At 60.6% G+C, this 25,691-nt stretch carries 21 protein-coding genes and 1 pseudogene; 4 read left to right on the top strand and 18 right to left on the bottom strand.

The annotated features are described in order from the left end of the window. Window positions 1–10: 10 nt before the first annotated feature. Window positions 11–433 (top strand): DUF1330 domain-containing protein, encoded by a 423-nt coding sequence (locus C7411_RS20090; protein WP_110385815.1) that lies wholly within the window; start codon window positions 11–13, stop codon window positions 431–433. Between the two features lie 416 nt (window positions 434–849). Here C7411_RS20090 and C7411_RS20085 read toward each other — a convergent pair whose 3' ends face one another. The 8 genes from C7411_RS20085 to C7411_RS20050 all read right to left on the bottom strand — a co-directional run bounded on the left by C7411_RS20085 (window position 850) and on the right by C7411_RS20050 (window position 8,488). Beyond that, a complete protein-coding gene (locus tag C7411_RS20085) occupies window positions 850–1,464 on the bottom strand; it encodes a class II aldolase/adducin family protein (RefSeq protein ID WP_243413260.1) in 615 nt (204 codons plus the stop codon). An 8-nt stretch (window positions 1,465–1,472) separates the two neighbouring features. After that, window positions 1,473–2,108 (bottom strand): MmgE/PrpD family protein, encoded by a 636-nt coding sequence (locus C7411_RS38295; protein ID WP_243413251.1) that lies wholly within the window; start codon window positions 2,106–2,108, stop codon window positions 1,473–1,475. A gap of 18 nt (window positions 2,109–2,126) precedes the next feature. Beyond that, on the bottom strand, window positions 2,127–2,591 hold the full coding sequence (locus tag C7411_RS20075; protein ID WP_243413259.1) for a flavin reductase family protein: 465 nt from the start codon (window positions 2,589–2,591) through the stop codon (window positions 2,127–2,129). A 206-nt stretch (window positions 2,592–2,797) separates the two neighbouring features. Continuing rightward, a complete protein-coding gene (locus C7411_RS20070) occupies window positions 2,798–4,705 on the bottom strand; it encodes an AMP-dependent synthetase/ligase (RefSeq protein WP_110385813.1) in 1,908 nt (635 codons plus the stop codon). 2 nt (window positions 4,706–4,707) lie between these two features. Then, a complete protein-coding gene (locus C7411_RS20065) occupies window positions 4,708–5,490 on the bottom strand; it encodes an enoyl-CoA hydratase/isomerase family protein (RefSeq protein WP_110385812.1) in 783 nt (260 codons plus the stop codon). Window positions 5,491–5,498: 8 nt separating this feature from the next. After that, window positions 5,499–6,653: an LLM class flavin-dependent oxidoreductase gene (locus tag C7411_RS20060; RefSeq protein ID WP_110385811.1), complete on the bottom strand. Its 1,155-nt coding sequence runs from the start codon at window positions 6,651–6,653 to the stop codon at window positions 5,499–5,501. A 288-nt stretch (window positions 6,654–6,941) separates the two neighbouring features. Continuing rightward, on the bottom strand, window positions 6,942–7,757 hold the full coding sequence (locus C7411_RS20055) for a creatininase family protein (protein ID WP_221206784.1): 816 nt from the start codon (window positions 7,755–7,757) through the stop codon (window positions 6,942–6,944). Next, window positions 7,724–8,488: an enoyl-CoA hydratase/isomerase family protein gene (locus C7411_RS20050; protein ID WP_110385810.1), complete on the bottom strand. Its 765-nt coding sequence runs from the start codon at window positions 8,486–8,488 to the stop codon at window positions 7,724–7,726. Before C7411_RS20050 ends, C7411_RS20055 begins: the two co-directional genes overlap by 34 nt. Window positions 8,489–8,706: 218 nt before the next feature. Here C7411_RS20050 and C7411_RS20045 point away from each other — a divergent pair, with 218 nt between their 5' ends. After that, window positions 8,707–9,528 carry an AraC family transcriptional regulator gene (locus C7411_RS20045; RefSeq protein WP_110385809.1) on the top strand — a complete coding sequence of 274 codons (822 nt, stop codon included), beginning with the start codon at window positions 8,707–8,709 and terminating at the stop codon, window positions 9,526–9,528. A 37-nt stretch (window positions 9,529–9,565) separates the two neighbouring features. On the opposite strand, the gene C7411_RS20040 is transcribed toward C7411_RS20045, so the two are convergent. The 8 genes from C7411_RS20040 to C7411_RS20000 form a co-directional block, all read right to left on the bottom strand. Next, window positions 9,566–11,137, bottom strand: coding sequence for an acyl-CoA synthetase (locus C7411_RS20040; RefSeq protein ID WP_243413249.1), 1,572 nt, complete (start codon window positions 11,135–11,137; stop codon window positions 9,566–9,568). A gap of 273 nt (window positions 11,138–11,410) precedes the next feature. Next, window positions 11,411–12,553 (bottom strand): 3,4-dihydroxy-2-butanone-4-phosphate synthase, encoded by a 1,143-nt coding sequence (gene ribB / locus C7411_RS20035; RefSeq protein ID WP_110385808.1) that lies wholly within the window; start codon window positions 12,551–12,553, stop codon window positions 11,411–11,413. Between the two features lie 22 nt (window positions 12,554–12,575). Then, window positions 12,576–13,085, bottom strand: coding sequence for an Lrp/AsnC family transcriptional regulator (locus C7411_RS20030; RefSeq protein ID WP_110385807.1), 510 nt, complete (start codon window positions 13,083–13,085; stop codon window positions 12,576–12,578). Between the two features lie 246 nt (window positions 13,086–13,331). Further along, window positions 13,332–15,077 (bottom strand): dihydrolipoyl dehydrogenase, encoded by a 1,746-nt coding sequence (gene lpdA / locus C7411_RS20025; RefSeq protein ID WP_110385806.1) that lies wholly within the window; start codon window positions 15,075–15,077, stop codon window positions 13,332–13,334. A 275-nt stretch (window positions 15,078–15,352) separates the two neighbouring features. Further along, on the bottom strand, window positions 15,353–16,627 hold the full coding sequence (gene aceF / locus C7411_RS20015) for a dihydrolipoyllysine-residue acetyltransferase (RefSeq protein ID WP_243413258.1): 1,275 nt from the start codon (window positions 16,625–16,627) through the stop codon (window positions 15,353–15,355). 229 nt (window positions 16,628–16,856) lie between these two features. Then, window positions 16,857–19,571, bottom strand: a complete 2,715-nt coding sequence (gene mdeB, locus C7411_RS20010; protein ID WP_110385804.1) for an alpha-ketoglutarate dehydrogenase — start codon at window positions 19,569–19,571, stop codon at window positions 16,857–16,859. A 312-nt stretch (window positions 19,572–19,883) separates the two neighbouring features. Beyond that, window positions 19,884–20,768 carry an AraC family transcriptional regulator gene (locus C7411_RS20005; protein WP_110385803.1) on the bottom strand — a complete coding sequence of 295 codons (885 nt, stop codon included), beginning with the start codon at window positions 20,766–20,768 and terminating at the stop codon, window positions 19,884–19,886. A 3-nt stretch (window positions 20,769–20,771) separates the two neighbouring features. Then, window positions 20,772–21,068, bottom strand: coding sequence for a hypothetical protein (locus tag C7411_RS20000; RefSeq protein ID WP_110385802.1), 297 nt, complete (start codon window positions 21,066–21,068; stop codon window positions 20,772–20,774). Between the two features lie 654 nt (window positions 21,069–21,722). Here C7411_RS20000 and C7411_RS19995 point away from each other — a divergent pair. Together C7411_RS19995 and C7411_RS19990 are read left to right on the top strand one after the other, a co-directional pair. Next, window positions 21,723–23,072, top strand: coding sequence for an MFS transporter (locus C7411_RS19995; RefSeq protein ID WP_110385801.1), 1,350 nt, complete (start codon window positions 21,723–21,725; stop codon window positions 23,070–23,072). A 74-nt stretch (window positions 23,073–23,146) separates the two neighbouring features. Continuing rightward, window positions 23,147–24,319 carry a porin gene (locus C7411_RS19990; protein WP_110385800.1) on the top strand — a complete coding sequence of 391 codons (1,173 nt, stop codon included), beginning with the start codon at window positions 23,147–23,149 and terminating at the stop codon, window positions 24,317–24,319. A 76-nt stretch (window positions 24,320–24,395) separates the two neighbouring features. Here the strand turns inward: C7411_RS19990 and C7411_RS19985 are convergent, their stop codons facing one another. Both C7411_RS19985 and C7411_RS19975 read right to left on the bottom strand, forming a co-directional pair. Then, window positions 24,396–24,686, bottom strand: a complete 291-nt coding sequence (locus tag C7411_RS19985) for a DUF4148 domain-containing protein (protein WP_110385799.1) — start codon at window positions 24,684–24,686, stop codon at window positions 24,396–24,398. Window positions 24,687–25,144: 458 nt separating this feature from the next. Then, window positions 25,145–25,288, bottom strand: a pseudogene (locus tag C7411_RS19975) (IS66 family transposase); the annotation flags it as partial. Window positions 25,289–25,691: the final 403 nt, after the last annotated feature.

Here is a 25,691-nt window from a genome sequence, read left to right as displayed (position 1 = left end):
GAGAAAAACGATGAGCTACACCGAGTACACGCCGGCCGCCTTCGAGGCAGCCAGTCTGGCGCTTGGAAACCAGGAGCCTGTCTATATGATCAACCTGGTTCGGTATCGCGCCGAAGCAGACTATGGTGGAAAGGCTGAGCTTCCCGCCTGCACGGGCAGAGAAGCCTATTTTCAGCGTTACGCGCCGGCTTTCAACCAAGTCGCTGCCGGCGAGGACTACTCGGTCTTCTGGGTGGGGAGCGTGCGTGGCGTGCTGGTAGGTACTCACAACGAAGCGTGGGACGACATCGTGATCGTCCGTTATTCGAGCTTTGCGGCGTTGCGCCGGATTCTCGAGAATCCAGCCTACGAGAAAAATGCAGTGCCGCATCGACGTGCCGCGCTCGCAGACTGGAAATTCATTGTCACCACACACCCTGAGCTGCCGAAATGAATATCACCATGAGACCGTCTCAAAAAAGGCTCCATGGGGCTGTTACCGCGGCAAGCCGCCTGACGAACGGCGTAACGTACGTCAGCGCAAGCGATTCCGCTGCTCAACGACATGAAGCGGTGATTCGAAGCGACGCTCACCACACTCCCTGCGAGAACGGGCAGATGGTCCCCGGCATCCGCAAAGTCACGACCAAACGCCGTGGCACCTGCAGCGACGAAAGACAGATCATTGCGTCTCTAAACAACCAGCGTCTGCGGTTTATGCCTGCACAGCCATGCCTGCCGGGCCGGATAGGATGCACGCGGGTTCGATGGTCATACGACAGCGCCCCCCCTGAATGTCCTGCTGGCCCGGTCGTCAGAGATGGGCGTATGCGCACCCGATTGATCGATCTGGCTCACTGGCTTGTCCCCTTAGGCTCCGGCGGAATCGGGCACCGGCAAGCCGGCTTCGACGCCGGCATGCCGGCACCAATATTCCCACGCACGGTCGAAACCTTCGCCGGGCTTGGCATCGGCGAGGCGCGCGCAGATGATCTCGATCTCACCCTCGGTCAGAACTTTGACCGGCGGGAAGCGGCTGGCCTGCATCTGCAGTCCGGCATTCACCTCAAGGTAAACGGCCGTATAGACCGCCTCACGAACTGAGCGGCCGATGACCGTGCAGCCGTGGCCGCGCATCAGCGCGCAATTGTTCTGGCCAGGGCTTTTCGCGGGATTCCTGCCCATTTCGACGGTGGCGATCTGCATATTGGTGTCGCCAAAAACCGTATGTGCGTCCCATACCGGTATCCGACTGCCGATCGTCGCGCAACTATGCACGACGGGACGGAGCCTTTCGTTGGTAACGCTGTAGGGAATGACGCTGCGGCTATGGCTGTGCACGACGGACTTTACGTCCGGCAGGGCCTCATAAACGGCCCCGTGGATGTATCTTTCAAGATAGGGCTTGCGCGTGTCTCCACTCAGGACCTCGCCGTCGAACGCCACTTCCATGATGTCGTTCGCGGTGACCAATTCAGGCGGCAGCGCGTGGGCTATGAGGAAACGCCTGGGATCGTCTGGATGGCGGGCGCTGACATGGCCCTATTCACGCCGGCAAACCAGATAGGGACGTTACCGGAGCTGAGGTATCTGGACGCCGTCGCACGAATGGCGATAACACCGGGCTCGTTGATTCCGGCGCCCACGGCGCACATGATATCGACGATGTGCCTGAGCGCAGCTTCCCTGCTGGCTTCGGCGGGACGCCGATGGCGGGCTTCAATGACATACGACGCGATGCGACGGATCGTGCTTTGCTGCAAAGCGAGTTCTTCGACTGATTCTGGTTGATGGTTCATAAGCTCGAAATCACACGGATGGGCCTGCTGCAAATCGTGCCGGTACAATTGCCGTGCCAACTCGGTCCCTACGGCATCGTCACGCGCGTCGCGCCGACCACCGAGCGCCTCGACGTCGCTGTTCATCGACGTGGTGGGGGCGGTGGTCGCGGAAGGTACGCAGTAGCGAATGGACACCACACCACGAAAACGCGTTCTCCGGTAATCCGCTTCCTGCCGCGTGTTGCACTTGAGCGTGATCCAGCGATCGGATCGGCGAGATCGATACGGCGCTTCGACCTGCTTGCCTATGATCCCCTCAAGACCGCGCTCGCATGCGGATGCCGGCAAGGCGTCGGGCGCCGCGTGTCACGCATGCTGCTGCGACAGCCGATGATAAGCGCGCCCGTGATATACGAGGCCCGAGCACGTCGAACCAAGATGCACCGCCTGCACGGCGCAGAAGAAAACCGTATGCGTGCCGATGTCGATGCTGCGCTCCACCGTGCAGTCGAGACTCGCAGCCGCGGTTGCCAGCACCGGCGCACCTGTGACGAGACGGAGCCACTCGCCGTACGTGAAGCGCTCGCTCATCTGCACATCGCCCTTGCCCGCGAAGATCGGCGCAAGTACCTCATGCTCGTGGGACAGAACGTTGATACAGATGATGCCCGCCGTGCTGAAGTGGCAATACTGGCGGCTGGACCGGCCTATGCAAACAAGCACCGTAGCCGGGTCGTCGGTCACGGAGCACACGGCGGACACCGTCATGCCAACATCACCGGAAGGTGTCGTAGTGGTGATGATATTTACCGCGGCTCCGATACGGGCCATGGCCTCGCGGAAGGTCGTGCGGTCTGGGGAAAGTGCTATCACGGCGATACCTCTCTCGGTTGACGGAACAGCGGTGCGGCTTCATGGCGGTGCGCCACAGGTACTTCCACGAGGCAGCGTGGTGAAGTACCCGTGGCATTGCACCGGTCATGGCCCGCGCCGCACCGTCAATGGACTCTCGCTGCCAGTTGCGCTGCCAACGCTTCCTATTGCGGGCGAACAGAAGCCGCGGGCCCCGAACCGGCAAGCTGCTCTTTGATCAACTGTTCTTCGGCATCGTCGTAAAGGCCGGCAATGATGCCCTCGTAACGCGCAATCAGCGGCTTGCGGCGTTTCTTGCGCGTTGCGGTCATCACGCCGTTTTCCGGTGTGAGCTCCTCGGGGAATAGCCTGAACGCCTTGATCTGCTCTGCCCGCGCCAACCTCGCGTTGGCCTTTTCCACTTCTTCGCGAATCAGGTCGATCACGATCGGCGAGGTGGCCAGATCAGCGTAGCGCGTGATCGAAGGGTCGCGCGTCCTGGCCCAGTCCATGGTGAGCGTGCCGTCGACTTCGATCAACGCCGTCAGATACTTGCGCCCTTCGCCAATCACCAACGCCTCCGTGATGTACGGGCTTTGGCGAAGTTCGTTTTCGATCTGCACCGGGCTGATCGTTTTGCCGGCGGCGGTGTTGATAAGCTCTTTCTTTCGATCGATCAGCTTGTACGAACCATCCGTACCGACGTCGACGATATCGCCGGTATACAGCCAGCCGTCCCGCAACGCGGCGTTCGTTTCGGCTTCCTTGTTCCAGTAGCCGATGAACAGTCCCGGCCCGCGGACGATCATTTCGCCGTCCGGCAACACGCGTGTTTCCCATGCGGGGTCGTCAATCGGCACGCCGGAGTTGCCGGGCCTCGACCAGTCAGTGACCTGCGCGAGGTTTCCGCCGACCATCTCCGTTTGCCCGTAATTCTCTTTCAGGTTGACGCCCCACAACTGGAACAGTGTGACGACCTCAGGCGGCACCGGAGCGGACGCCGTATACGGATAACGCAAATCGTCGAAGCCGATTGTGGCCAGCAACGGCTTGAAAACAAGCTCGCGGCAGGTGGCGTAGAGCTTTTCCTTGAACGGGTCGCTCGTGCCTGCGTCCAGTCGATCGGCCAGTACTTCTCGAGCGATGCCAAGTGCGAGCTTGTAGTTTCTCTGCTCGACTTCACTGCTGCCGTTCACGTGGTTGATGATCTGGGTCGCGAACTTCTGATAGAAGCGCGGCGGCGCCATATAGGACGTCGGCCTAACTTCCTGAATGCACTTCGCGAAATCGGCCGACACGTCGACGAAGTAAGGTACCGTCTTCGCGATCAACGGCAGCGTCGTCCCCTGAAGGCGCGCGACCGTGTGCGACAGCGGCAGATGGACCACCATGCGCTGCGGTTCGGACAGTATCGCCGGACAGAAGGTGGGCCACGTGAACGCACCCGCCAGCATCGACAGATGCGTGAGCATCGCACCTTTGGGCGCCCCCGTGGTTCCCGACGTGTAACCGAGGCTCACCAGGTCCGTCGACTTCGCAAGCCGCGACTGCTCACGCAGATAGGCGACTTCGTCGCCGGCAAAATCCGACGCGAACTCGGCAAGCGAAACGACATTCGTGCCGGTTTCACCGAGCGTGCGCTTCCAGCTCGGATCGAGCACCACGATTTTGACGAGCCTGCGGGACGTATCGGCCGCTTCCACGATCCGAAGCTGTTCGGCACTTCCGGCAAAAGCGAGTCTCGCTCCTGAATCCTCCAGGTAGTAGCGGACCTCTTCGACCGATGCGGTGAAATAGATGCCCACCGTCACCGCTCCCGAGCAGATCGTCGCCATATCGGCGATGACCCACTCGCACGATACGTCGCCCATGATCGCAACCCGTTCGCCGCGTGCCACACCGGCCTCCCGGAGTGCTGCAGACACCGAACAGACTGCGTTCGCATAGCCTTTCCAGGTGGTGGGTATCCACTCGCCGGCACGCTTCTGGAAGAACGCGTTTGTGTCGGCGTCGTTCTTCACCCGCTCGATCAGCAACGCTGGAATAGTAGTGGTGGCGAATTGACTGCCGGAAGTCCACGGTGCCGCCCTCATTTTCAGTGGTCTCCAAAGCGCTTGCGCCGTTCGGCGAACGAAGCCACCGCTTCGCGGCGCTCGGGCAAATTGAAAGTCAGCGTTTCCAGCGCGAGCGACGTATCGAGCAGCAGGTGGGCATTCTGCTTGACGAGCTTGTTGACGCAGTATTTCGTCCAGACGATCGCGTCGCGCGGGCCGCTCGCGAGCAGTTCCGCGTAATCGATCGTCGCGTCCAGCAGTTTGTCGCTTTCGACGATCTTGTTGATCATCCCCATCGCCAGCGCTTCTTCCGCGCTGACGAAGTCGCCCGTCATCAGATAGTGCCGAGCGCGGACCGGCCCGAGAAGAAGCGGCCAGATCACCGCACCGCCGTCGCCCGCGACGACACCGGCATTGACGTGCGTATCGGCGAACCGTGCGGTCGGGCTCGCATAAATCATGTCGCAGAACAGCGCGAGCGTGGCGCCGAGACCCACGGCCACGCCATTGACCGCCGCCACGATCGGCACCTCGACCTCGAGCATGTTTCTCACGAGGTGACGGCCACCACGCGTCGCCGACGGGATATTGCCGTTGTCGATCGACTTCTGGTCGCCGCCCGAGCAGAAACCGCGGCCGGCGCCGGTCAAAACGATCGCCTTGACCGATTTGTCGTGATCCAGATCGACGAATACCTGTTCCAGCTCGTCGTGCATGTCCCAATTGATGGCGTTCAGGATTTCCGGGCGATTCATCGTGACAATCGCGACGCCGGACGACCGCTGTTCGACATTCAGATACTGATAGCGCGAAGACGTATTCATACGTAGGTTCATCCTTGACTTTGCTGCGGGTTGGCGGCCTGCGGGCGCATGGCGCGAATCTTCTCGAGCAACTCGTCGGTCGGGCGGACGATATTGTTGCGATCGTTGAAATGCGGAATCACGTAACGGCCCACCATCTCGATCGCCGACATGATCTGCTCGTGCGGTACCGAGTCGATATGCAGCAGCACCTCGTCGATTCCGAGCTTCTCGTATTGCTCCAGCTGACGAATGACGGTATCGGGGCTTCCGCACACCGTAGTGGCGGATTCGTTCAGCAGGTAGTCCCAATCTTCGGCGGCCCGTTGCATCGCGGGCACGCTTTCGGCCATGTATGCGTAGTTGTCCGCGAGTTTGGCGAGCCGCGGATACGCATCGGTCGAGATGCGTGCATAGTTCATGATCGCGCCGGCGTAAATGTCCTTCGCTTCCTGGTCGGTCTTGCCGATACCGATGAAGATCGGCATGCCGGCGCGCGGCTTGTGCAACGGCCCGGTCGCGTCGCGCTTCCAGCTCTTCCAGTAGGTATCGAGCAGCCCCTTCTGTTTTTCCCATCCCTGATAAATCGCATGACTCATCACCGCAAGGCCTTCCGAGCCGGCCCACGCGTGGCTGTTCGCGCTGGTCGCGGCAACGCCGAGCACGGGATACGGTTTTTGCATCGGCTTCGGCACGAGCGACCGGGGCGGCACCTGGTAATACTTTCCTTCGAAGGTAAACACGTCTTCACGCATCGCTTTGCGCAGCAGCGCCATGCCCTCTTCCATCTGCGACAGGGTTTCCTCCGGCGATACGTTGAACGCACGCATGGCGATCGTGGTGTTGGCGCGACCGCAATACATCTCCATCCGCCCGTTGGAGAGGATGTCGGTTGCCGCCAGCCGTTCCGCGGTACGCAGTGCGTGATTGATAGCCTTGGGCATCAACGCCACGGCGGGACGAAGCTTGATTCGCGACGTGACGGCCGCGAGATAACCAAAGACCACTTCAGGCGCCGAGCTCGACACGCCGCCAAGCGCAAAGTGTTGCTCCGACAACGCAACGAAGTCGAAACCCATTTGCTCCGCGAAAAGCGCTTCGCGAACCAGTTCACGAAGCCTGTTCGAATAGCTATGCCCGACCTGCGTCTCCTGCTCGGACCAAAAACCGATTTTCAATGGCATTTTCTTTTCCTTGATAGTCGTAGTTTGCAAATTCACGGCGCGCGCGAACTGTTGCCCAGGTTCGGCCAGTTTCTCGCCGTAAAACCATGAACATCATCCTTGCGCTAGACTTCTAAACATCTCAGCGGAGGTAGATAGGGATACTTATCGATTCGTCTGTCGCTTCGGCTTTGAATCCTAGTTGTTTCCGTGAATAAATATTGCCGCAGATCTCGCAGCATTTTTTATTCTTTTCATGCCGCCACCTCGTCGATACCGGCAGATCATGCTGCTGGCGCACCGACCCTTCTACGTCGACGACTCGGCCGAAAATGCCGACGCGAGAAGTCTGGCCGTGGCATGCAGGCACGTCTCGCCGATCTCGCGTGACGATCCTCGCGCATCGCCAAGCACGCCGTTTCGCGAGATCGACGCCACGCCCTCCTTCCACATCCGGTTCAATTGCTCGGTCGTCATGGCGCCCACATGGCCTGCCACGAGTTGATCGTGTCGAACGCTGTCGGGGCGAAGATGGATCATGAGCGAGGTTTCGGCGATGTCGGCGTGTCCGCCCACGGAATCCGGATCGCCACCGGCTGCCTCGACCGCCAGTCGCCATTCGCGCAGCCACGCCTGATGATCCGTATAGGCAAGCACCTGGACGTCCGGCCCGACAGCCTCTCGCAAGCTCGGCAACATCGCATGAAGGGCATTGAAGTTGCCGACATGAGCGGAAAAAAGGTAGATGCGCTTGAATCCGTGTGTCGCGAGGCTCACACAGTAATCGTGGCAGAGCGCGGCATACGTGTGCTCCTGCAACGAGATCGTGCCCGGGAAGGCCATGTGGTGCTTCGAGCATCCCACTTGGATCGTCGGTGCGATCAGGGTTCGCCCCAGCAACGTGGCGATTTCGACGGCCAGCGCGTCAGCATGATCGGCATCCATGCTCAGCGGCAGATGGGGGCCGTGCTGCTCGATCGCGCCGCAGGGAATGATCACGCGATCAAACTGCGTGGCCAATACGGCCGCCACGTCCTCATACGTCATCCGCGCGAGATGCAGTGTTTCCGGTGGTTGGAGATTGCTCACGATCAGCCCTTCTTGTTGCGGGTCAGAAATCGGCATCTTGCGTCCGCGGTCTTCGCGTTGCCGAGATATCCACGCAGGTCATCGAGCGTCATCTGCAGCAGCGCTGCATCGTTCATCCGTGAGCTCTCGCGCAGCGTTCTCTTGATGGCGGCGAAGAGTTGCCGCTCCTTGCTGCAAAGCGCGCGGCATTCCGCAAGCGCGTCTCGCAGCACTTCGTCACGCGTGGATATCGCGTCCACCGCGCCCATAGCGAGCGCATCGCCGGCAGTGATCAGTTCGCCTGAAAACAGCAGCGAACGCGCGGCACGTTGACCGAGCAGCGTCGCTGCGTGGCGCATGCCTTTTGCCGCGGGCAACAAGCCGTGATTGATCTCGGGAAATCCCAGCCGGGAATCAGCGGACGCGACGACGTAATCGGCATGCAGCACCATTTCGAATCCCGCACCCACCGCGTAGCCGTTGACCGCGCACACGAGCGGGCTCGGATACTGCTCGAGTTGCTCCAGGAACGCGTGGAACGCTTCCATGCGCGACAGCGCGAGTTCATGGTCCGCCACTTCATTGATATCGCCGCCGGCACAAAAGAACTTCTCTCCCGCCCCGGTGAGCACGATGCACGGTGGCACGCTTTGTTGCGCGAAGTCGCTGAAGATCGAAATCAATGCAGTGATGAGCGGTTCGCTCAGCGCGTTCGCCGGCGGCCGGTCTATCGTCAGCTGCACGAGGTCCGCATCGATGTGTGTGCAAATCAGTTCGTCGGTTTTCATACCTGATGCCTCGTCATTTTTGATTGGGTCAGTGTAGATGCAGCGGGGCCAAATTTAATTTTGATTTGCCGGCGCCATCGTTGATTCGGCGGATTAAAATCGCGTCACTCAGATGGCCCACCGAATGTTGCGCTGAGGGCGGCGACTCATGAACTCACCGAGGCCGCGCACGCGCAGAAAGCGAGTGAACCGTGGAACCCGAAACGCCTGAAATCCGTATGTCCGCTTCGCCAGCCATGACAGACGACGTGAAGATCAACTATCAGCCGTTCGATCCGGATTCCGTCGATTTGCCGGTCATTTCCGTCCTGCTGGAGACGAGTGGAAAAGAGGATGAGCTGCCGATGCACGTTCATCGCAAGGGGCAAATGGTCGTCGCGTTGAGCGGGTCGGTCATGTGCCGATCGCCGAGCGGATGGTGGATCGTCCCGCCCAACGGCGCGGTGTGGATTCCGGGCGGCGTTCCTCACAGCAATCATGCTTCCGACTTCGCGAAGCTATACGTCATCTTCATTGCACCGGACGAAGCCGGCCTGCCGACCGACTGCCGCAGCTTCACGATCACGCCGCTCATCCGCGAGCTGATCCGTTCTCTGGCCAGATTTCCACCCGACTATCCGAAGGACGGCCCGGTGGGTCGGCTCGCAAGAGTGTTGCTGGATCAGCTCGCGCAACTGGCGCCCGACGACGTCTTTCTCCCGATCTCCGACAATCCGCGGCTCCAACAGATCGCTTCGGCGTTGCTCGACAATCCCGCCGACCGCAGCACGATCGCGGAATGGGGGCGCCGATATGCGATGAGCGAGCGTACGCTCGCGCGGTTGGTGCGCAGCGAAACCGGCATGACGTTCGGGCGCTGGCGCGAGCGTCTGCATATCATCATTGCGCTTCAGCGATTGTCGGCGGGAGCGTCGGTTCACGCCGTCGCGCTCGAACTCGGCTATGAAGGTCCCAATTCGTTCATCACCATGTTCAAGAAGACAATGGGACAAAGTCCCGGCAAATTTCGAGTGGACAACAAGGACGCTTCCTCGCGTTGATCGAAACGCGGCGGCTGGCGCTACACCGCCGCGTCTTTCACAGCTCGCGCGCTCGCTCCCGCAAGATGAATTTCTGGATCTTGCCGGTCGATGTCTTCGGCAGTGGCGTGAAGACGATGGTCTTGGGCACCTTGAAATGTACCAGCCGCTCGCGGCAAAACGCGATGATGTCCACTTCGGTCACGACCGAATCGTCCTTGAGCGTGATGAACGCGCAAGGTGTCTCGCCCCACTTGTCGTCCGGACGCGCGACGATTGCCGCCTCCAGAACAGCGGGATGGGAATACAGCATGTCCTCGATCTCGATCGACGAAATGTTTTCGCCTCCCGAGATGATGATGTCCTTCGAGCGATCCTTGATTTCCAGGTAGCCATCGGAATGCCAAACCCCGAGATCGCCCGTATGAAACCACCCGCCGGCAAATGCGTCGACCGTGGCGCCCGGATTCTTCAGGTAGCCCTTCATCACGTTGTTACCGCGCAGAAAGACCTCGCCGAGCGTCTGCCCATCCTGTGGAACGGGCTCCAGCGTATCCGGGTGTACCACCATCATCGCGTCGAGAACCGGGCCGCGTACACCCTGGCGAGCCTTGAGTCGCGCTTTCGCATCGAGATCGAGCGCATTCCACGACTCGCGCCACACGCATTGCACGGCCAGCCCGTAAGATTCGGTCAGCCCATAGGCATGCGTCACGTCCCAGCCGATGCGTTCCATGCCGGCGATCACCGCAGCAGGCGGCGGCGCACCGCCGGTCATGACCTTGACGCCGTGACGAATGCCCGCTTTCAGCTCCGGCGCGGCGTTGTTGATCATGTTCAACACCACGGACGCGCCACAGAAATGCGTAACCGCCTCGGTGCGGATGGCATCGAGTATCCGCTCGGCCCGCGTATGGCGCAGAAAGACACTGGTGCCGGCCACCAACGCCATGGTCCAGGGAAAGCACCAGCCATTGCAATGAAACATCGGCAAGGTCCACAAATATGTCGTGTGCTCGTCCAGATGCCACGATAGTGCATTCGACACGGCGTTCAGATATGCGCCGTGATGGTGATACACCACGCCTTTTGGATTGCCCGTCGTGCCCGACGTGTAGTTCAGCGCAATGGCTTGCCATTCGTCTTCAGGCATCGCGACAGAGAATTCCGTGTGCTCGGCCTCCTGCAGCAACGCTTCGTAGTCTTTTTCGCCGAGCAGATCGCCCTCTCCAAACTGCGGATCGTCAATGTCGATCACCTGAATGACGCGGCCAAGACGCGCCAGCGCTTTCTTCACTGTCGGCGAGAATTCGCGGTCGGTGATCAGCAGCTTCGCGTTGCCGTGGTCGAGAATGAACGCGATCGTATCGGCATCGAGCCGCGTGTTGATGGTGTTCAGTACCGCGCCGCAAAGCGGTACACCGAAGTGCGCCTCGAACAGTTCCGGCGTATTGGCCGCGATCATCGCCACCGTATCGCCGTTGCCGATGCCGCGCCCAAGCAGCGCACCGGCGAGTAGCCGGCAACGTCGATACGTTTCGGCCCAATCGCGGCGAATCGCGCCATGCACGATGGCCGTGCGCTCCGGCCAGACAGATGCGGCGCGTTCGAGAAACGTCAGCGGCGACAAAGCGACGAAGTTCGCAGGGTCGCGCTCGAGTCCGATCGTACAGGGGATTGTCTGCCGTTGTTTTCATGCGGGCCGCCCCATGGCTATGGCGCTCGCGCGCTCGCCGAAGATGCCCAGGTTTTCTGCGTGTCTCATCTCTCCTCCAGTTGCTTTTATGGTCACGAAACGCTCTGAAACGAGCGGCACGACTTCATTCGGAACGAGGCCACCGTGACTCGAACGAGAGCACCCGATCTCTTCATCGGCACGGGGCGCGGCTGAAAGGCGTCAAACTTACTGATAGTCGTGGATACGCTCTATTTTTCTCTGCTCTACCACGTTCAAACCGTAGCCCTCCAGGCCCACGATCGCTCGTTCGTGATTGGAGAGCAGGATCATGTTCTTCACGCCGAGTTCGGTGAGGATTTGCGCGCCGATTCCGTAGTCACGCAGTTCCGGCTCGGCAGGCTTGGGATGCATCATCGAACGCACACGTTCCGACACGGCCGTGGCACGCGACTCGCGGATCACCACGATCACGCCGCGGTTCTCGTCCGCCAGCAATCGCGCGGCGCCGCGTAGAGAAGCGAGGTGGTGACCGCCCATGACGTCGTTCATGGTGTCCATCGCATGCATGCGCACGAGCACGGGGTCAGCGCCTCGAAGATCGCCCATGACGAACGCAATATGCTCGACCTGATCGATCCGGTTCCGGTAGACGACGATCCGCCAATGTCTTCCATTCGGCTCGGTAAAGCTGCCGTGTTCGACGGCCTCCACGAGCCTTTCCGTTCGTCGGCGATACGCGATGAGATCGGCGATCGTGCCCAGCTTCAGCTTGTGTCGCCGTGAAAAGGCGATGAGGTCCGGCAGCCTCGCCATGGTGCCGTCGTCGTGCATGATTTCGCAGATCGCACCGGCCGGCGCGAGCCCGGCCAGACGGGCGATATCTACCGCGGCCTCCGTGTGCCCTGCGCGCACGAGCGTGCCGCCGTCGCGCGCCATGAGCGGAAACACATGCCCGGGGGACACGAGCTCGTCGCGCCCCGTTTCCGGATTGATCGCAAGCGAAATCGTGCGGGAACGGTCGGCCGCCGAGATGCCCGTGCTCACACCGTCACGCGCCTCGATCGACACCGTGAAGGCCGTCTCGTGCCGCGAGCCGTTGATCCGGCTCATCAGATGCAGGCCCAGCGATTCGCAGCGCGCGCGTGTCATCGCGAGGCAGATCAAGCCACGCGCATGCGTCGCCATGAAGTTGACGGCATCGGGCGTGGCGAATTGCGCAGGAATGATAAGGTCGCCTTCGTTCTCGCGATCCTCGTCGTCGACCAGAATGAACATGCGGCCGGCGCGTGCTTCTTCGATAATGTCCGACGCCGTCGCGATGTCGGCGCGCGAATCCACCGGCTGGCGGATCGATGTTGCGTTACTCATGAAACCACCTCGAGCGATGTGATCACGACGCCTGCGCCATGCCGTGAATCTGGATAGGCCGTGTCTTGTCGATAGGCAACGTCGTCTTGTTGGCAAGCCGTTTGAGCACGACGTTCGAGCGAACGCTGGCCACGCCGGGAAGCGACGTCAGCTTGTGCGTGATGATGTGTTCCAGTTCGACGAGATCCCTCGCCACCACCCGCAGCAGATAGTCGGTTTGTCCGGTCATCATGAAACAGTCCATGACTTCGGTGATGCCTCTCACCGTATCGGCGAAATTCTCCCGCGCCTGCATGCCCTGCCGCTCCAGACTGATCTCGACGATGGCCATCACGCCCAGGCCGAGCAGGGACGCATTGAGCACCGCGACGCGCCGGCTGATTACACCGAGACGCTCGAGATTCCTGACTCTGACGAGACAGGGAGACGGCGACAGGTTGACTCGAGCCGCCAGTTCGAGATTCGTCAAACTTGAGTCCTCCTGAAGTTCACTCAGGATGCTAAGGTCTATTCTGTCCAGCGCAACGTTCATGGCCTGGGTCTCCTCATTGCCTAAGGCTCCGGTGCCCTGAGGTTCGAACGCTCGTTGTCGAGCGGAACATCGATTTCCGCTCCAGCGCGCATTCGAACAACATCACCTGATGAACGAGTTTATGCCAGCCGACTCCGTGGAAAATTCCGATAAAAAGTCGAGTTATCACCAAAAACAGCCATTCTCACGCCCGCTCGGGAAAACCCGCAATTCGTCATACTTACGACACGTAAGCCGAGATGACGATCAGGCCTTTCTGGGCGGCGGCAGGTCCGTACAGACGCCTTCGTACAGCTCGGCGGCCATGCCGATCGATTCGCCGAGCGTCGGGTGCGGATGGATCGTCTTGCCGATGTCTTCCGCGTCCGCGCCCATCTCGACGGCGAGGCACACTTCGCTGATCAGGTCGCCCGCGTTCAGGCCGACGATGGCGCCGCCGATCACGCGATGGGTTTCCTCGTCGAAGATCAGCTTCGTGAAGCCTTCGTCACGGCCGTTCGCGATCGCGCGGCCCGATGCGGCCCACGGGAACACGGCCTTGCCGTACTTGATGCCTTCGGCCTTGCACTGGTCTTCCGTCTTGCCGGCCCACGCCACTTCCGGATCGGTGTAGGCCACCGACGGGATCTGCAGCGCGTCGAAGTATGCCTTCTCGCCGTGTGCGGCTTCCGCTGCGACGTGGCCTTCATGCACTGCCTTGTGCGCGAGCATCGGCTGACCGACGACGTCGCCGATCGCGAAGATGTGCGGGACGTTCGTGCGCATCTGCTTGTCGACGTCGATGAAGCCGCGGTCGGTGACCGCGACGCCTGCCTTGTCGGCGCCGATCTTCTTGCCGTTCGGGCTGCGGCCCACCGCGACCAGCACGAGGTCGTAGCGCTGCGCTTCCGCCGGCGCCTTCTCGCCCTCGAACTTCACGTAGATGCCGTCTTCCTTCGCTTCCGCGCCAACCGTCTTGGTCTTCAGCATCACGTTGCCGAAGCGCTTCGCGTTGTATTTTTCCCAGACCTTCACGAGATCGCGGTCCGCACCCATCATCAGGCCGTCCATCATTTCCACGACATCGATCTCGGCGCCGAGCGTCGCGTACACCGTCGCCATTTCGAGGCCGATGATGCCGCCGCCGATCACGAGCATGCGCTTCGGCAGATGGCGCAGTTCGAGCGCGCCCGTCGAGTCGACGACGCGCGGGTCTTCAGGCATGAACGGCAGTTTCACGGCCTGCGAGCCTGCGGCGATGATCGCCTGCTTGAACCTGACGACCTTCTTGCCGTTTTCGCCCTGCACTTCCATGTGATACGGATCGACGAATGCGCCGACGCCCGTGACGACTTCGACCTTGCGCGCTTTCGCCATGCCGGCGAGGCCCGTCGTCAGTTTCTTGACGACGCCGCTCTTGAAGTCGCGCAGCTTGTCGAGGTCGACTTCCGGCTTGCCGAACGAGATGCCGTGCGCCGCGAGCGCCGCGGCTTCTTCGACGACGAGCGACGTATGCAGCAGCGCTTTCGACGGGATGCAGCCGACGTTCAGGCAGACGCCGCCGAGCGTCGAGTAGCGTTCGATGAGGACGGTCTTCATGCCGAGGTCGGCGGCGCGAAACGCGGCCGAGTAGCCGCCGGGGCCGGCGCCGAGCACGAGCATGTCGTATTCGATATCGGCGTTACCGGAGAAGCTGCCGCCTTGGGGCGTGGCTGATGCATTTTCCGGTGGCAGGACCGGAGCGACCGCCAACGAACTCGTGGCAGGCAGTTCGCGAACGTCTTCAAGAAGCGCGATCGACGTGCCTTCGGACACGATATCGCCAACCTGGACGCTCAATGCCTTGACGATGCCGGAGATTGGGCTTGGTACATCCATGGTCGCCTTGTCGGATTCGAGCGTAATCAGGGATTGCTCTTTCTCGACGCGATCACCGATTTTCACGGCGATTTCGATGACGGGGACTTCTTTGTAATCGCCGATATCCGGCACTTTGATTTCGATGAGACTCATGTACGTCCCCTTGTTGTTTGGCTACTGAGAGAGGGATGGGAAACTCGCGTATGAACCTGGACTGCGGCCTGACAAGAGAACGCGAACTTGGGCAGCCCCCCCTTTGCCGTCCGCCCAAGGACGCGCCATTCTTTGGGTTACTTTTCTTTGGAAGACAAAGAAAAGTGACCGCCGCCCCGCGCAGGGGCGACGCTAATAGACCGTAATCGCAACAGGTTCAACGAAAGGGGATGCGGACCGACAAAAAACCACGCCCCTGCGAGCCCCTCTGCCCATCAAAGAACGATGCGACGAAAATCGCCAAGCACCGCGCCGAGATACGCATTGAACCGCGCGGCTTCCGCGCCATCCACGGCGCGGTGATCGAATGACAGTGAGAGCGGGAGGATGAGTCGCGGCACGAACTGCTTGCCGTCCCACACTGGTTTCATCGCGCTGCGCGACACGCCGAGGATCGCCACTTCTGGCGCATTGATGAGCGGCGTGAAATGCGTGCCGCCAACACCGCCGAGCGACGAGATCGAGAAGCAGCCACCCTGCATCTGATCGGGCTTGAGCTTACCGTCGCGTGCGGCTTTCGACAGCTCTGCGATTTCCTTAGCGATATCGACGAGACCCTTCTTGTCCGCATCGCGAATGACGGGCACGACGAGCCCGTTCGGCGTATCGGCGGCGAAACCAATGTGGTAGTACTGCTTGAACACGAGGTTGTCACCGTCGAGGCTCGCATTGAACGTCGGGAATTTCTTCAGCGCAGCGACGACCGCCTTGATCAAGAACGCGAGCATCGTGAACTTCAGACCCGCCTTCTCGTGTTCCTTGTTCAGCTGCACGCGCAGCGCTTCGAGCTCGGTGATGTCTGCTTCGTCGTTGTTCGTGACGTGCGGGATCATCACCCAGTTGCGATGCAGGTTCGCGCCCGATATCTTCTTGATGCGCGACAGCGGCTGCGAGTCGACGGGACCAAACTTCGCGAAATCGACCTTCGGCCACGGCAATAGACCCAACTCTGCTCCGTTCGCCGCGACAGGCGGCGTTGAGACTGTTGGCGTGCCGGACGATGTCGCCATCGCGTTCCTGACGAACGCAGTAACGTCTTCCGATGTAACGCGCTGCTTCGGACCGGTGCCGTGCACGCGCGATATCTCGACGCCCAGTTCTCGCGCGAACTTGCGCACCGACGGCGACGCATGGCTCTCGCGACGCGGCTCGCCTTCGCGCGCCGGGGCGCGATGCAATGGCGCAGGCGCGGAATTCGGTTCGGGCGTGGGCGCGGGCACTTGCGTTGGCACTGTCGTGACATCCGCTTCCGGCCGCGGGAGATCGTGCGCAGCGGCGGCGGCGGCAGGCACCGGCACCGCCTCATCATGCCGCTCCCCATCGCTTTCGATCAGCGCGATCAGCGCACCTTCCGACACCGTGTCGCCAACCGCGACCTTCAGTTCCTTGATCACGCCAGCGGTCGGGCTGGGCACATCCATCGTCGCCTTGTCCGACTCGAGCATGACGAGCGACTGCTCCTGTTCGACCCGTTGTCCTACTTCCACCATAACTTCGATTACCGGAATGTTCTTGTAATCGCCGATATCCGGCACTTCTATTCGTGTCACCTGCACATTCGTCTCCAACAGCAAGCGTTTCAACGGTCGGCGCCGCGCTTTTCACCTGGCCGCACGCACTTGATTCGATCGGATTGCCCACGATTGACCGATGAACGCGCGACGCTTTCGACCAGCCGATTCGCGCGCCACTCTCATGGCGCTCACCGGTCAATGGGTTCTAGACAAGCCAGGGTTCGATCAGCCCGCTTCCGATTCGCCCATATCGGTCGATCGCCTGACGCACGATGTCCGGGTCCAGCTGGCCGTCGTCGACGAGTGCCTTCAACGCGGCGATCACGATCGACGCACGATCCACTTCGAAGAACGCGCGCAACGCCGCACGTGTATCGCTGCGCCCGAAGCCGTCGGTGCCGAGCACGACATAGCGGGACGGCACGTACGCGCGGATCAGTTCCGGCACGGCGCGCACATAATCGGTCGCGGCGATCACCGGTCCACGCGCGGCGCCCAGCGCGGCCGTCACGTAGGGCACCGCTGGTTCGCCACGCTCCAGCAGCCGCTGCGCGCGCTCCACGGACACGCCGTCGCGATGCAATTCGGTAAAGCTCGTCACGCTCCAGACGGCCGCGTCGATATGCCAGTCGTCCTTCAACATCCGAGCCGCGGCCTGGACTTCGCCGAGAATCGCGCCCGAGCCCAGCAACTGGACGTGCGCGATCTCGACCTGCGCAGGCTCCAGCGCGTACATCCCCTTGAGTACGCCGCGCCGGACACGATCGACATCCGCTTCAGCCAACGGACGCTGCGCGTAGTTTTCGTTGGTAACGGTCAAGTAGTAAAACACGTCGCGCTGACGCACGATCATCTGCTGCATGCCTTCGTCGACGATCATCGCCACTTCGTACGCAAAGGCCGGATCGTACGCACGGCAGTTCGGTATCGTCGATGCCGCAAGGTGACTCGTGCCGTCCTGATGCTGCAGGCCTTCACCGCCGAGCGTCGTCTTGCCGGCCGTCGCACCGATCAGGAAACCGCGCGCGCGCTGGTCCGCCGCCGCCCAGATCAGGTCGCCGATACGCTGGAAACCGAACATCGAGTAGTAGATATAGAACGGCAGCATCGCCAGATCATGCACGCTGTAAGACGTTGCCGCGGCAATCCACGACGACACCGCACCCGCCTCGGAGATGCCTTCCTCCAGAATCTGGCCGCCCGTATCCTCGCGGTAATAGAGCATCGAACCCATGTCTTCCGGCTCGTACAGTTGACCGAGCGGCGAATAGATACCGACTTGCCGGAACAGATTGGCCATGCCGAAGGTACGCGCCTCGTCGGCGACGACGGGCACCACACGCGGCCCCAGTGCGGCGTCCTTCAACAGGTTGCCGAGCATGCGCACGATCGCCATCGTTGTCGACATTTCCTTGCCGTTGGTGTCGAGCGCGAATTGTCCCCACGACGACATCGCGGGCACATCCGGCGTGTGCGATGCCGCCGCGCGCCTTCTGGGAAGGTACCCACCCAGTGCTGCACGGCGCGCGTGAAGATACTGCATCACGGCACTGCTTTCCTCGGGTTTGTAGAATTTGAGTTGTTCGACATCGGCGTCGGAGAGCGGCAGGCGGAAGCGGTCGCGAAACGCCTTCAATTGGTCGATGTCGAGCTTCTTTTGCTGATGCGTTGTCATGCGCCCCTGGCCGATCGAGCCCATGCCGAAGCCCTTCATGGTCTTCGCCAGAATGACCGTGGGTTGCCCGTTGTGTTTCGACGCCTTTTCGTAGGCAGCATGCAACTTGCGTACATCGTGTCCGCCGCGCCGCAGGCGGTCGATATCGTCGTTGCTCAGATGCGCGGCGAGCGCAGCCAGTTCGGCGTTCTGACCGAAAAAGCGTTCGCGATTGTAGGCGCCGTCGTTGGCGGAAAAAGTCTGGAACTGACCGTCAACGGTGTGCGCGAATGCGCGCAACAGCGCCCCTGTTCGATCGCGTGCGAACAGGGCATCCCAGTCCGAACCCCACAGCACTTTGATAACGTTCCAACCCGCTCCCATGAACTGCGCTTCGAGTTCGTCGATGATGCGGCCATTGCTGCGCACCGGCCCGTCGAGCCTCTGCAAATTGCAGTTGATCACGAACACGAGATTGTCGAGTCCCTCGCGCGCGGCCAGCGAAAGTGCGCCGATCGCCTCGGGTTCGTCCATTTCACCATCGCCGAAATAGCCCCACACTTTGCGCCCTTCTGTGCGTTGCAGTCCGCGGTTCTGCAGATAACGCATGAAACGCGCCTGGTAGATCGAGTTGATCGGCCCAATGCCCATCGAGCCGGTCGGGAACTGCCAGAAGTCCGGCATCAGCCACGGATGCGGATAGGAACACAGGCCCGCTGCGGTGATTTCCTGTCGATAATGTTCGAGATGTGTCTCGTTGAGAAAACCTTCGAGGTAAGCCCGCGCGTACACGCCCGGCGCCGAATGAGGCTGAAAATAGACGAGATCGCCGCCGCGAGCATCGTTCGGCCCACGAAAAAAATGATTGAAGCCTACTTCGAACAGATCGGCCGCCGACGCATAGCTGGCAATATGCCCGCCCAGTTCACCGTAGGCGCGATTGGCCCGCACTACCATGGCCAGCGCATTCCAGCGCAGCGCAGCGGCAAGCTGCTCTTCGATATCGAAGTCGCCCGGATATGGAGGCTGCCGATCGACGGGGATCGTATTCGCGTAGGGCGTGATATTCAGGCGTGCCGTTGCGATACCGTTCGATGAAGCGTGGGCCGCGAGTCGATCGAACAGGTACTGCGCCCGCTCGGCACCCGCATGCCGGACCACGCCATCCAGCGCGTCGAGCCATTCTGCGGTTTCGAGTGGATCGTCGTCGATTTTCGTCTGACCCAGGGAAAGGATCGAGGGGGTCCCCGTCGATAAGTCGGTCATCTTGCAACTCCGTAAGAGCGATGCGAATTCAGTGGCGAGTGCGCAAAGATTACGGGGGATGCCGCAGAATGTGTGGTCGTATTGAGGGCCGGCGAAGCGGTGTCGGCTACACTCTCCTCTGCGAAATGCTGGATTTACAGCATTTCCTTTTGATGCGAGCGGCGCCGCGTGGGGGACGCGAAGTCATGGGTGGGAAAACAGGAGAAAGGCGCGTCGAAGCGCATTCGATTACAACGCCCCCGGAAGGAACCGGCCACATGATTGCGGCAGCTCGCGCCATGCGTTCGTCGACGCGCTGAGGCGCGCGCGACTTCACATGTCGGCCATCGCGTCCGCTGGGCCATCCGCTCGGTCGTCCACCTCGGTCGAAGCCGTCGGCACGAGCACGGCCTCCGGCCGCGTGCGCGCCAGCGCGGCGAAATAACGACCTGGCGAATGCCCGAGCGCCTTCTTGAACATGGTGATGAAGGCGGTGACCGACTCATAGCCGAGCTCGTCAGACACACGTTGCACGGAAGCACCGCTGGCAAGCTCACGCACCGCAACGAGCAGCTGCAACTGCTGCCGCCAACGGCCAAACGTCAGTCCCGTTTCACTGACGACGAGCCTCGCCAGCGAACGCTCGCTCATTGCGAGACGTTTGGCCCATTGCGCGAGGGTGCTGCGATCGCCGGGGTTGGCGTTCAACACGTCGGCCATCTGCCGGATTCGCGGATGATCCGTAACCGGCAGATAGAGGCGCTCGACCGGCATCAACGTCAGCTCATGCAACAGCACGCGCGCAAGGCGGTCGGTATGGCCGCCCTGCTCGTAGTCCAGCGGCGCTCCGGCCAGATGGAGGATCATTTCCCGCACCATCGGCGAAATGGACAGCGTGCAGCAATCCGTCGGCAAGTCGACGATACCGGGCTCCGCAAACAGATAGCAAAGCCGGGCATTGGGCGTCGCATGGTTGCTGTGCGGCATCTCCCCGGGAATCCAGACACCGCATTGCGGCGGGACGATCCAGAAGGCGCCCGCGACCTGACAGGTTACGGCGCCGTGCAACGCCAGCACCAGTTGCCCCTTCCGATGTTTGTGAACCGGGATTTCGGCAGCATGCTCGTCGACGCGCATGTGCAGCGATACCGCCGGCCGATCGATCGTGTCCGGATCTGCAAAATCAGGAAGACTAACGTAATGGTTCATATCGAGCATATTTTAGCGATACGTTGGAATTGTAGCGAAATGCATGCGGAGAATGAGTCGGCATAGTAGCGCCATACCACGCTCAAATGCCGCGACGACTTCATTGTTCCAGACCTCCCGCGAGCGGGGCCGGCTCTGTATACGTTCCTTCGTATATTGCCCGGCAACGGGCGCGGCCGCCTCGCCACGCAGACCGCGCATGATCCCGCTCGCTTCCAGATAGCTCGGCGTGACTTCGGGCCGCGCGCCGACGGCCGCAAGAAGGCCGTTGGCGAACGAGACGGGGATGGTTGAACTCGGATCTCGCATCTGATCGCTCCGACAGCATCAATGCCTGTGCAGTCGGGTTTGCGCCCGATTGTGCTTGCTGCATGGTCTGTGGCAGAGCAAATGCGCGGCTCACAAGTCAGACGAAAGCCACGTAGACGTCGAGCGGATCGACGCGGACGTCGCCCCGAAGTTCAGCGAGCCACCGACCGCGAATTGCGCTTCGATTGCCTGCTCTCGCCGCACAATCTGCCGAACGGAGCGCGACTGCCGCAACACAAGAATAAGAAATGCTGCCTGAACTGCGGCAATATTTCTCCGTGAAATCGAATGACTTCATGCCCCGGGTTACCCTGATTTCATTAAGCGCATTGAAATCCGGAGCGACGAAATAATAAATAAGGCGAGACAGATTTTTTTGACGCGAATACCGGAACGCGCAGCAGCGCCGCGCCATTGCGTATGGCGCTCGCGCCGGCACGCCAAGGTCGTCGGCGGTTAGATCAGCAGCACCGCTCTATTCGCATAACAAAACATCCTCAACAATGAGGAAAGTACTTTTCACATTAACAACTGATTCGTTAAACCCGATTTGTTTTCAATTAATTTAAAACCATCATCACCGCCGCCCTTAAAACAAGCAAACAAAAATCAATACCCGAAGTAAATCCTTCCTTTGAACGCAAGGAGAACAATATGAAAATACGGCAAATCAACGTCTACGACCTGATCGACAGTCGCAGAATCGGCAGGAGGCAGTATTTCATCGTCGCCTTCTGTGCACTGCTCATGCTGTTCGATGGCTTCGACACCCAGGTCATCAGCTTCATCGTGCCCGTTATCGCGAACGAATGGCACCTGCCCAAGGCGGTATTCGGCGCGATTTTTTCAGCGGTTTTCTTCGGGCTGCTGATCGGCAACTTCGGCATTCCGTTCGCGACCCAGCGCTTCGGCACGAAGAAGATTGCCTTCGTGGCAACCGCTGCTTTCGGTCTGTTCACTCTCCTGACCGTCTTTGCCACCAGCGTGCCGCAATTGATCGCGTTGAGGTTCCTCACGGGCATCGGCCTCGGAGCGGCCACGCCTTGCGCGGTGGGCCTCGTTTCGGAATTCAGCCCGAAGAGAACCCGCGCGACGTTCGTCATTCTGATCTACATCGGGTACGCGCTGGGGTTTATCTTCGCGGGCCTCTGCAGTAGCGCTTTGATTCCACGGTTTGGCTGGCAAGGTCCAATGTGGCTGGGCGGGCTCGCGGCACTGGGCCTGACGGTCTTGCTTATCCCGCTGCTACCGGAATCCGTGGCCTATCTGTCGAGAAATGCGGACCAGGCCGAACTGCTTCATGCAACCCGGCGCCTCTTTCCCGATTTCACGCTGCAACCGGACACCGAACTGGTCACTCACGAAGAGAAGCCTGCGGATGCAAGCGTGCTCGGATTGTTCTCCGCGCAATTCCGCGTCGGGACATTCCTGCTGTGGGCCGTATTCGCCATCAACTTGGCCACGTTCTATTTTCTGCAAAGCTGGCTGCCGACAGTTCTCGCGTCGATCTCGTTCCCACCCGCGCTCGTGGTCTGGGCGACCATCACGGTGATCATCGGCGGCATCGTGGCCAGTCTGCTGATGGGACCGATCATGGACCGCACGAGCCCTTACAGAATCCTGTCCGCGGCCTACGTCGGCGGCGCCGTCTCGATGTACGCGATCTCGATAGCAATCGGCTCATCGCATCTCGCCTTGCTCACGACGATCTTCTTTTGCGGCTTTTGCATCAGCGGCGGACAAACCTGCGCCATCGCGTTGTGCACGCTCTTCTATAGCCCGGAACTGCGCGCCCCGGGCGTCGCATGGGCCTATGGATTCGGTCGGCTCGGCGCCGCGGGCGGCACCTACCTCGCGGGCGTGCTGTACGCGAACAACTGGACCGCCGACGCGATGTTTCGCGTTGCAGCAGCGCCAATCCTCGTTGCGGCGGCTTGCGTGGCGCTGATGGGCGCCTGCTATGGCCTGACGAAGAAAGACCTGAAGAAGTCCTTTTCGGCCTGACCTGCACCGCGCACTGAATCGATGGACGTCAGGTTAACTGTTCTTTTGTATTGCCTTTGAAATGCGGAAATCTCATGAAAACGAAAAAAATCAAAATCATTGTCGGCTCGCTCGTGGGGCTCGCCAGCTCCGTCGCGCATAGCCAAAGTAGCGTCACGCTCTATGGCGAGATCGACAACGGTATTCATTACCAGACCAACGTGGGTGGCGGCAAAGCCGTCTACATGGACTCGCTGGACGGTATCGACGGCAGTCGTTGGGGGCTGACGGGCAAGGAAGATCTGGGAGGCGGTCTCAAGGCCATTTTTACGCTCGAGTCCGGCATCAACGTGAATAACGGACAACTTGCGCAAGGCGGCACGGCGTTTGGCCGGCAAGCTTTCGTCGGACTGAGCAGTGATACTTACGGTTCTGTCACCGTCGGCCGTCAATACGACATGGTGTGGTATTTCCCCGAGTTTCTTGCCGGTGCCGCGGCGGTTGGCGACCTGGCGAGCGCGCACCCGGGCGATTTCGACAACACCAGTAACAGCGTGCGATTCAACAATTCTGTGCGCTACATGAGCCCGGACTTCCACGGCTTCTCCTTTGGCGTCGAATATAGCCTAGGCGGCGTGCCCGGCGACTTCACTTCGACGTCAGGCTATTCGGTTGGGGCCGGTTACACACACGGTCAGCTTCAGATCGGGGCGGCGTTCGATTACTTCAAACACCCGACGTCGACACCAGGTAACGGATGGTTCACCAACTATGCAAGCGGCTTCAATCTGCTGGCCTCCTCACTGAACTCGGCTTACCAAGTCGCACAAGCCTATCAGGACGCCGTCATCGCGGCGACCTACACGATCGGCAACGCGACGATCAGCGCATCGTACTCGAACGTGCAATACGCGAATCTCGGTGCGTCGTTCCTGAACGGTACGGCCATCTTCAACAACTACGACATCGGTTTGAACTACCGTGTCACGCCGGCGTTTTTCGTCGGCGTCGCGTATGACTATATGAAAGCGCGGAGCGTCACGACGGCACAAGGCAATTCCGTCGGCAATCAGCACTACAATCAGGTGGCGTTTACGCTTGACTATCTGCTGTCGAAACGTACCGACGTATACTTCTCGGGCGGCTGGCAACGTGCTTCCGGCACATCATCGACGGGCGCGCTGGCGGTCGCCGACATTGGCGGATCCGGAGATTCGTCGAATAACCACCAGATGGTTTTTCGGCTCGCTGTTCGACATAAGTTCTAACGAGCGTTGCTCCCACGCTTCGACATGACGATGCGGCGGTATTTCATTGCCGACATGCCGGTGCCGCGGTTGTTTATCAAGGTTGCTGGTTCGATGCCTGGTAGGATGGTGTCGCCCCAGCGCCCGCATCACGGACATCCTGATTCCTGGGGGGCACCGCCATATCGGGCGGATAGGTACGCTGCCTGCCCGAGTGTGCCGGAATCCAGCCGTCGCGCTCTGCCTGCACGAGTTCGACCCGTACCTCCGCGCGCGTCTTTCCACTCGGGACCGCCGCCGAGGGGCAGCTCGCGTCGGCCACACCAGCGCTTGCGGCCAACGGGAAGAACATGACAATGCAGAGTACCGCTGCAATTATCGTTCGCATGAGAAACTCCTTCCTTGTAAAGCCATGGTTCCGCACTCAGACGAAGCCATACATGGTGAACAACATGACGTACGGGATTTCCTGTCCCGCCGAATTGCAGACCATGATGTCCAGCTTCCGAATGGCGCACATGGACACTATTATCTTTACGGCTTTCGAAAAGACAAGCTTCACGATAATTGACTCCCCAATTTGATTTGGCCTCACAGTTGACCTGTCGGCGATCTGTCAATGGCGCTGACTTGCGCGTGAACGATGCTCCATTGATTCACGACGCACGGCAGCCATCCACATTGCACAACGCTTGTTCACTACCGGCTCGAAGCACGAGAACCTGACGCTCCGGTGCTTTGAAGCGTCACCGTGATGAGTACTTTATCCACATTCACCTGGCCTGAATTTGTGGAAAATGACAACGCATCTGCAAAAACTGCCAGAGTTTTTCTGACACGCGGCGTGCGGTCATGGGCCCAGCAAGCGGCTTCGGCCACTCGTCCAGTTTCGTAGATCGCCTGGTAGCCGCTGTACGCATCCGCCTGCAGCGTGCCGTTGAACGATTCGAGATGCTGCTGCGGATGGATGCCTTCGCGGTCGGGCGTATAACCCGCGGCGCGGATCGCGGTCAGTTCTGGCGAGTCCGTCGGGCGTGATACTTCGCCGCCTCGCGGCGCATCTGCGCTTCCTCCGGCGACACGTAGATCGACGTGGTGCCGAGCGACGCGCGGCCGAGCGTGCGTTGCACGACCTCGAGCGCGACGCCCGCAGCCAGCATTTGAGTGCCGACCGTGTGCCGAACGCAAGGGGCGACGTGTTGGCCAACTCGCGCCGTTCCGGTCGGTCAGATCCTGCATGACTTCCAGCAGTTGCGCGATCGCCCATTGCGTGAATCCGCGCGCGCCGCGCACCGAGTATCGTCGAGTAGCGCAAGGGAATTGCACCCTCACGCTCTCACGGATCCGGACGTGAATCTCTCGATTCATCCGGCTCTTATCGTCCAACCGCCGC

Origin of the sequence: Paraburkholderia silvatlantica (assembly GCF_003096715.1) — a bacterium.
In the GTDB taxonomy this organism is placed as follows: Bacteria; Pseudomonadota; Gammaproteobacteria; order Burkholderiales; family Burkholderiaceae; genus Paraburkholderia; species Paraburkholderia silvatlantica.
This window is presented reverse-complemented; position numbering and strand designations above follow the sequence as displayed.

What these genes read in the sequence shown, in the direction of transcription:
- C7411_RS20055 (WP_221206784.1), bottom strand. Translation starts at nt 7,757, where the DNA reads ATGCCGATTTCTGACCCGCAACAAGAAGGGCTGATCGTGAGCAATCTC.
- C7411_RS20070 (WP_110385813.1), bottom strand. Translation starts at nt 4,705, where the DNA reads ATGAGGGCGGCACCGTGGACTTCCGGCAGTCAATTCGCCACCACTACT.
- mdeB (WP_110385804.1), bottom strand. Translation starts at nt 19,571, where the DNA reads ATGACCGACTTATCGACGGGGACCCCCTCGATCCTTTCCCTGGGTCAG.
- C7411_RS19990 (WP_110385800.1), top strand. Translation starts at nt 23,147, where the DNA reads ATGAAAACGAAAAAAATCAAAATCATTGTCGGCTCGCTCGTGGGGCTC.
- C7411_RS20065 (WP_110385812.1), bottom strand. Translation starts at nt 5,490, where the DNA reads ATGAATACGTCTTCGCGCTATCAGTATCTGAATGTCGAACAGCGGTCG.
- C7411_RS20075 (WP_243413259.1), bottom strand. Translation starts at nt 2,591, where the DNA reads ATGGCCCGTATCGGAGCCGCGGTAAATATCATCACCACTACGACACCT.
- C7411_RS20060 (WP_110385811.1), bottom strand. Translation starts at nt 6,653, where the DNA reads ATGCCATTGAAAATCGGTTTTTGGTCCGAGCAGGAGACGCAGGTCGGG.
- C7411_RS19995 (WP_110385801.1), top strand. Translation starts at nt 21,723, where the DNA reads ATGAAAATACGGCAAATCAACGTCTACGACCTGATCGACAGTCGCAGA.
- C7411_RS20030 (WP_110385807.1), bottom strand. Translation starts at nt 13,085, where the DNA reads ATGAACGTTGCGCTGGACAGAATAGACCTTAGCATCCTGAGTGAACTT.
- C7411_RS20000 (WP_110385802.1), bottom strand. Translation starts at nt 21,068, where the DNA reads ATGCGAGATCCGAGTTCAACCATCCCCGTCTCGTTCGCCAACGGCCTT.
- lpdA (WP_110385806.1), bottom strand. Translation starts at nt 15,077, where the DNA reads ATGAGTCTCATCGAAATCAAAGTGCCGGATATCGGCGATTACAAAGAA.
- C7411_RS20045 (WP_110385809.1), top strand. Translation starts at nt 8,707, where the DNA reads ATGTCCGCTTCGCCAGCCATGACAGACGACGTGAAGATCAACTATCAG.
- C7411_RS19985 (WP_110385799.1), bottom strand. Translation starts at nt 24,686, where the DNA reads ATGCGAACGATAATTGCAGCGGTACTCTGCATTGTCATGTTCTTCCCG.
- C7411_RS20050 (WP_110385810.1), bottom strand. Translation starts at nt 8,488, where the DNA reads ATGAAAACCGACGAACTGATTTGCACACACATCGATGCGGACCTCGTG.
- ribB (WP_110385808.1), bottom strand. Translation starts at nt 12,553, where the DNA reads ATGAGTAACGCAACATCGATCCGCCAGCCGGTGGATTCGCGCGCCGAC.
- C7411_RS20090 (WP_110385815.1), top strand. Translation starts at nt 11, where the DNA reads ATGAGCTACACCGAGTACACGCCGGCCGCCTTCGAGGCAGCCAGTCTG.
- C7411_RS20005 (WP_110385803.1), bottom strand. Translation starts at nt 20,768, where the DNA reads ATGCTCGATATGAACCATTACGTTAGTCTTCCTGATTTTGCAGATCCG.
- aceF (WP_243413258.1), bottom strand. Translation starts at nt 16,627, where the DNA reads ATGGTGGAAGTAGGACAACGGGTCGAACAGGAGCAGTCGCTCGTCATG.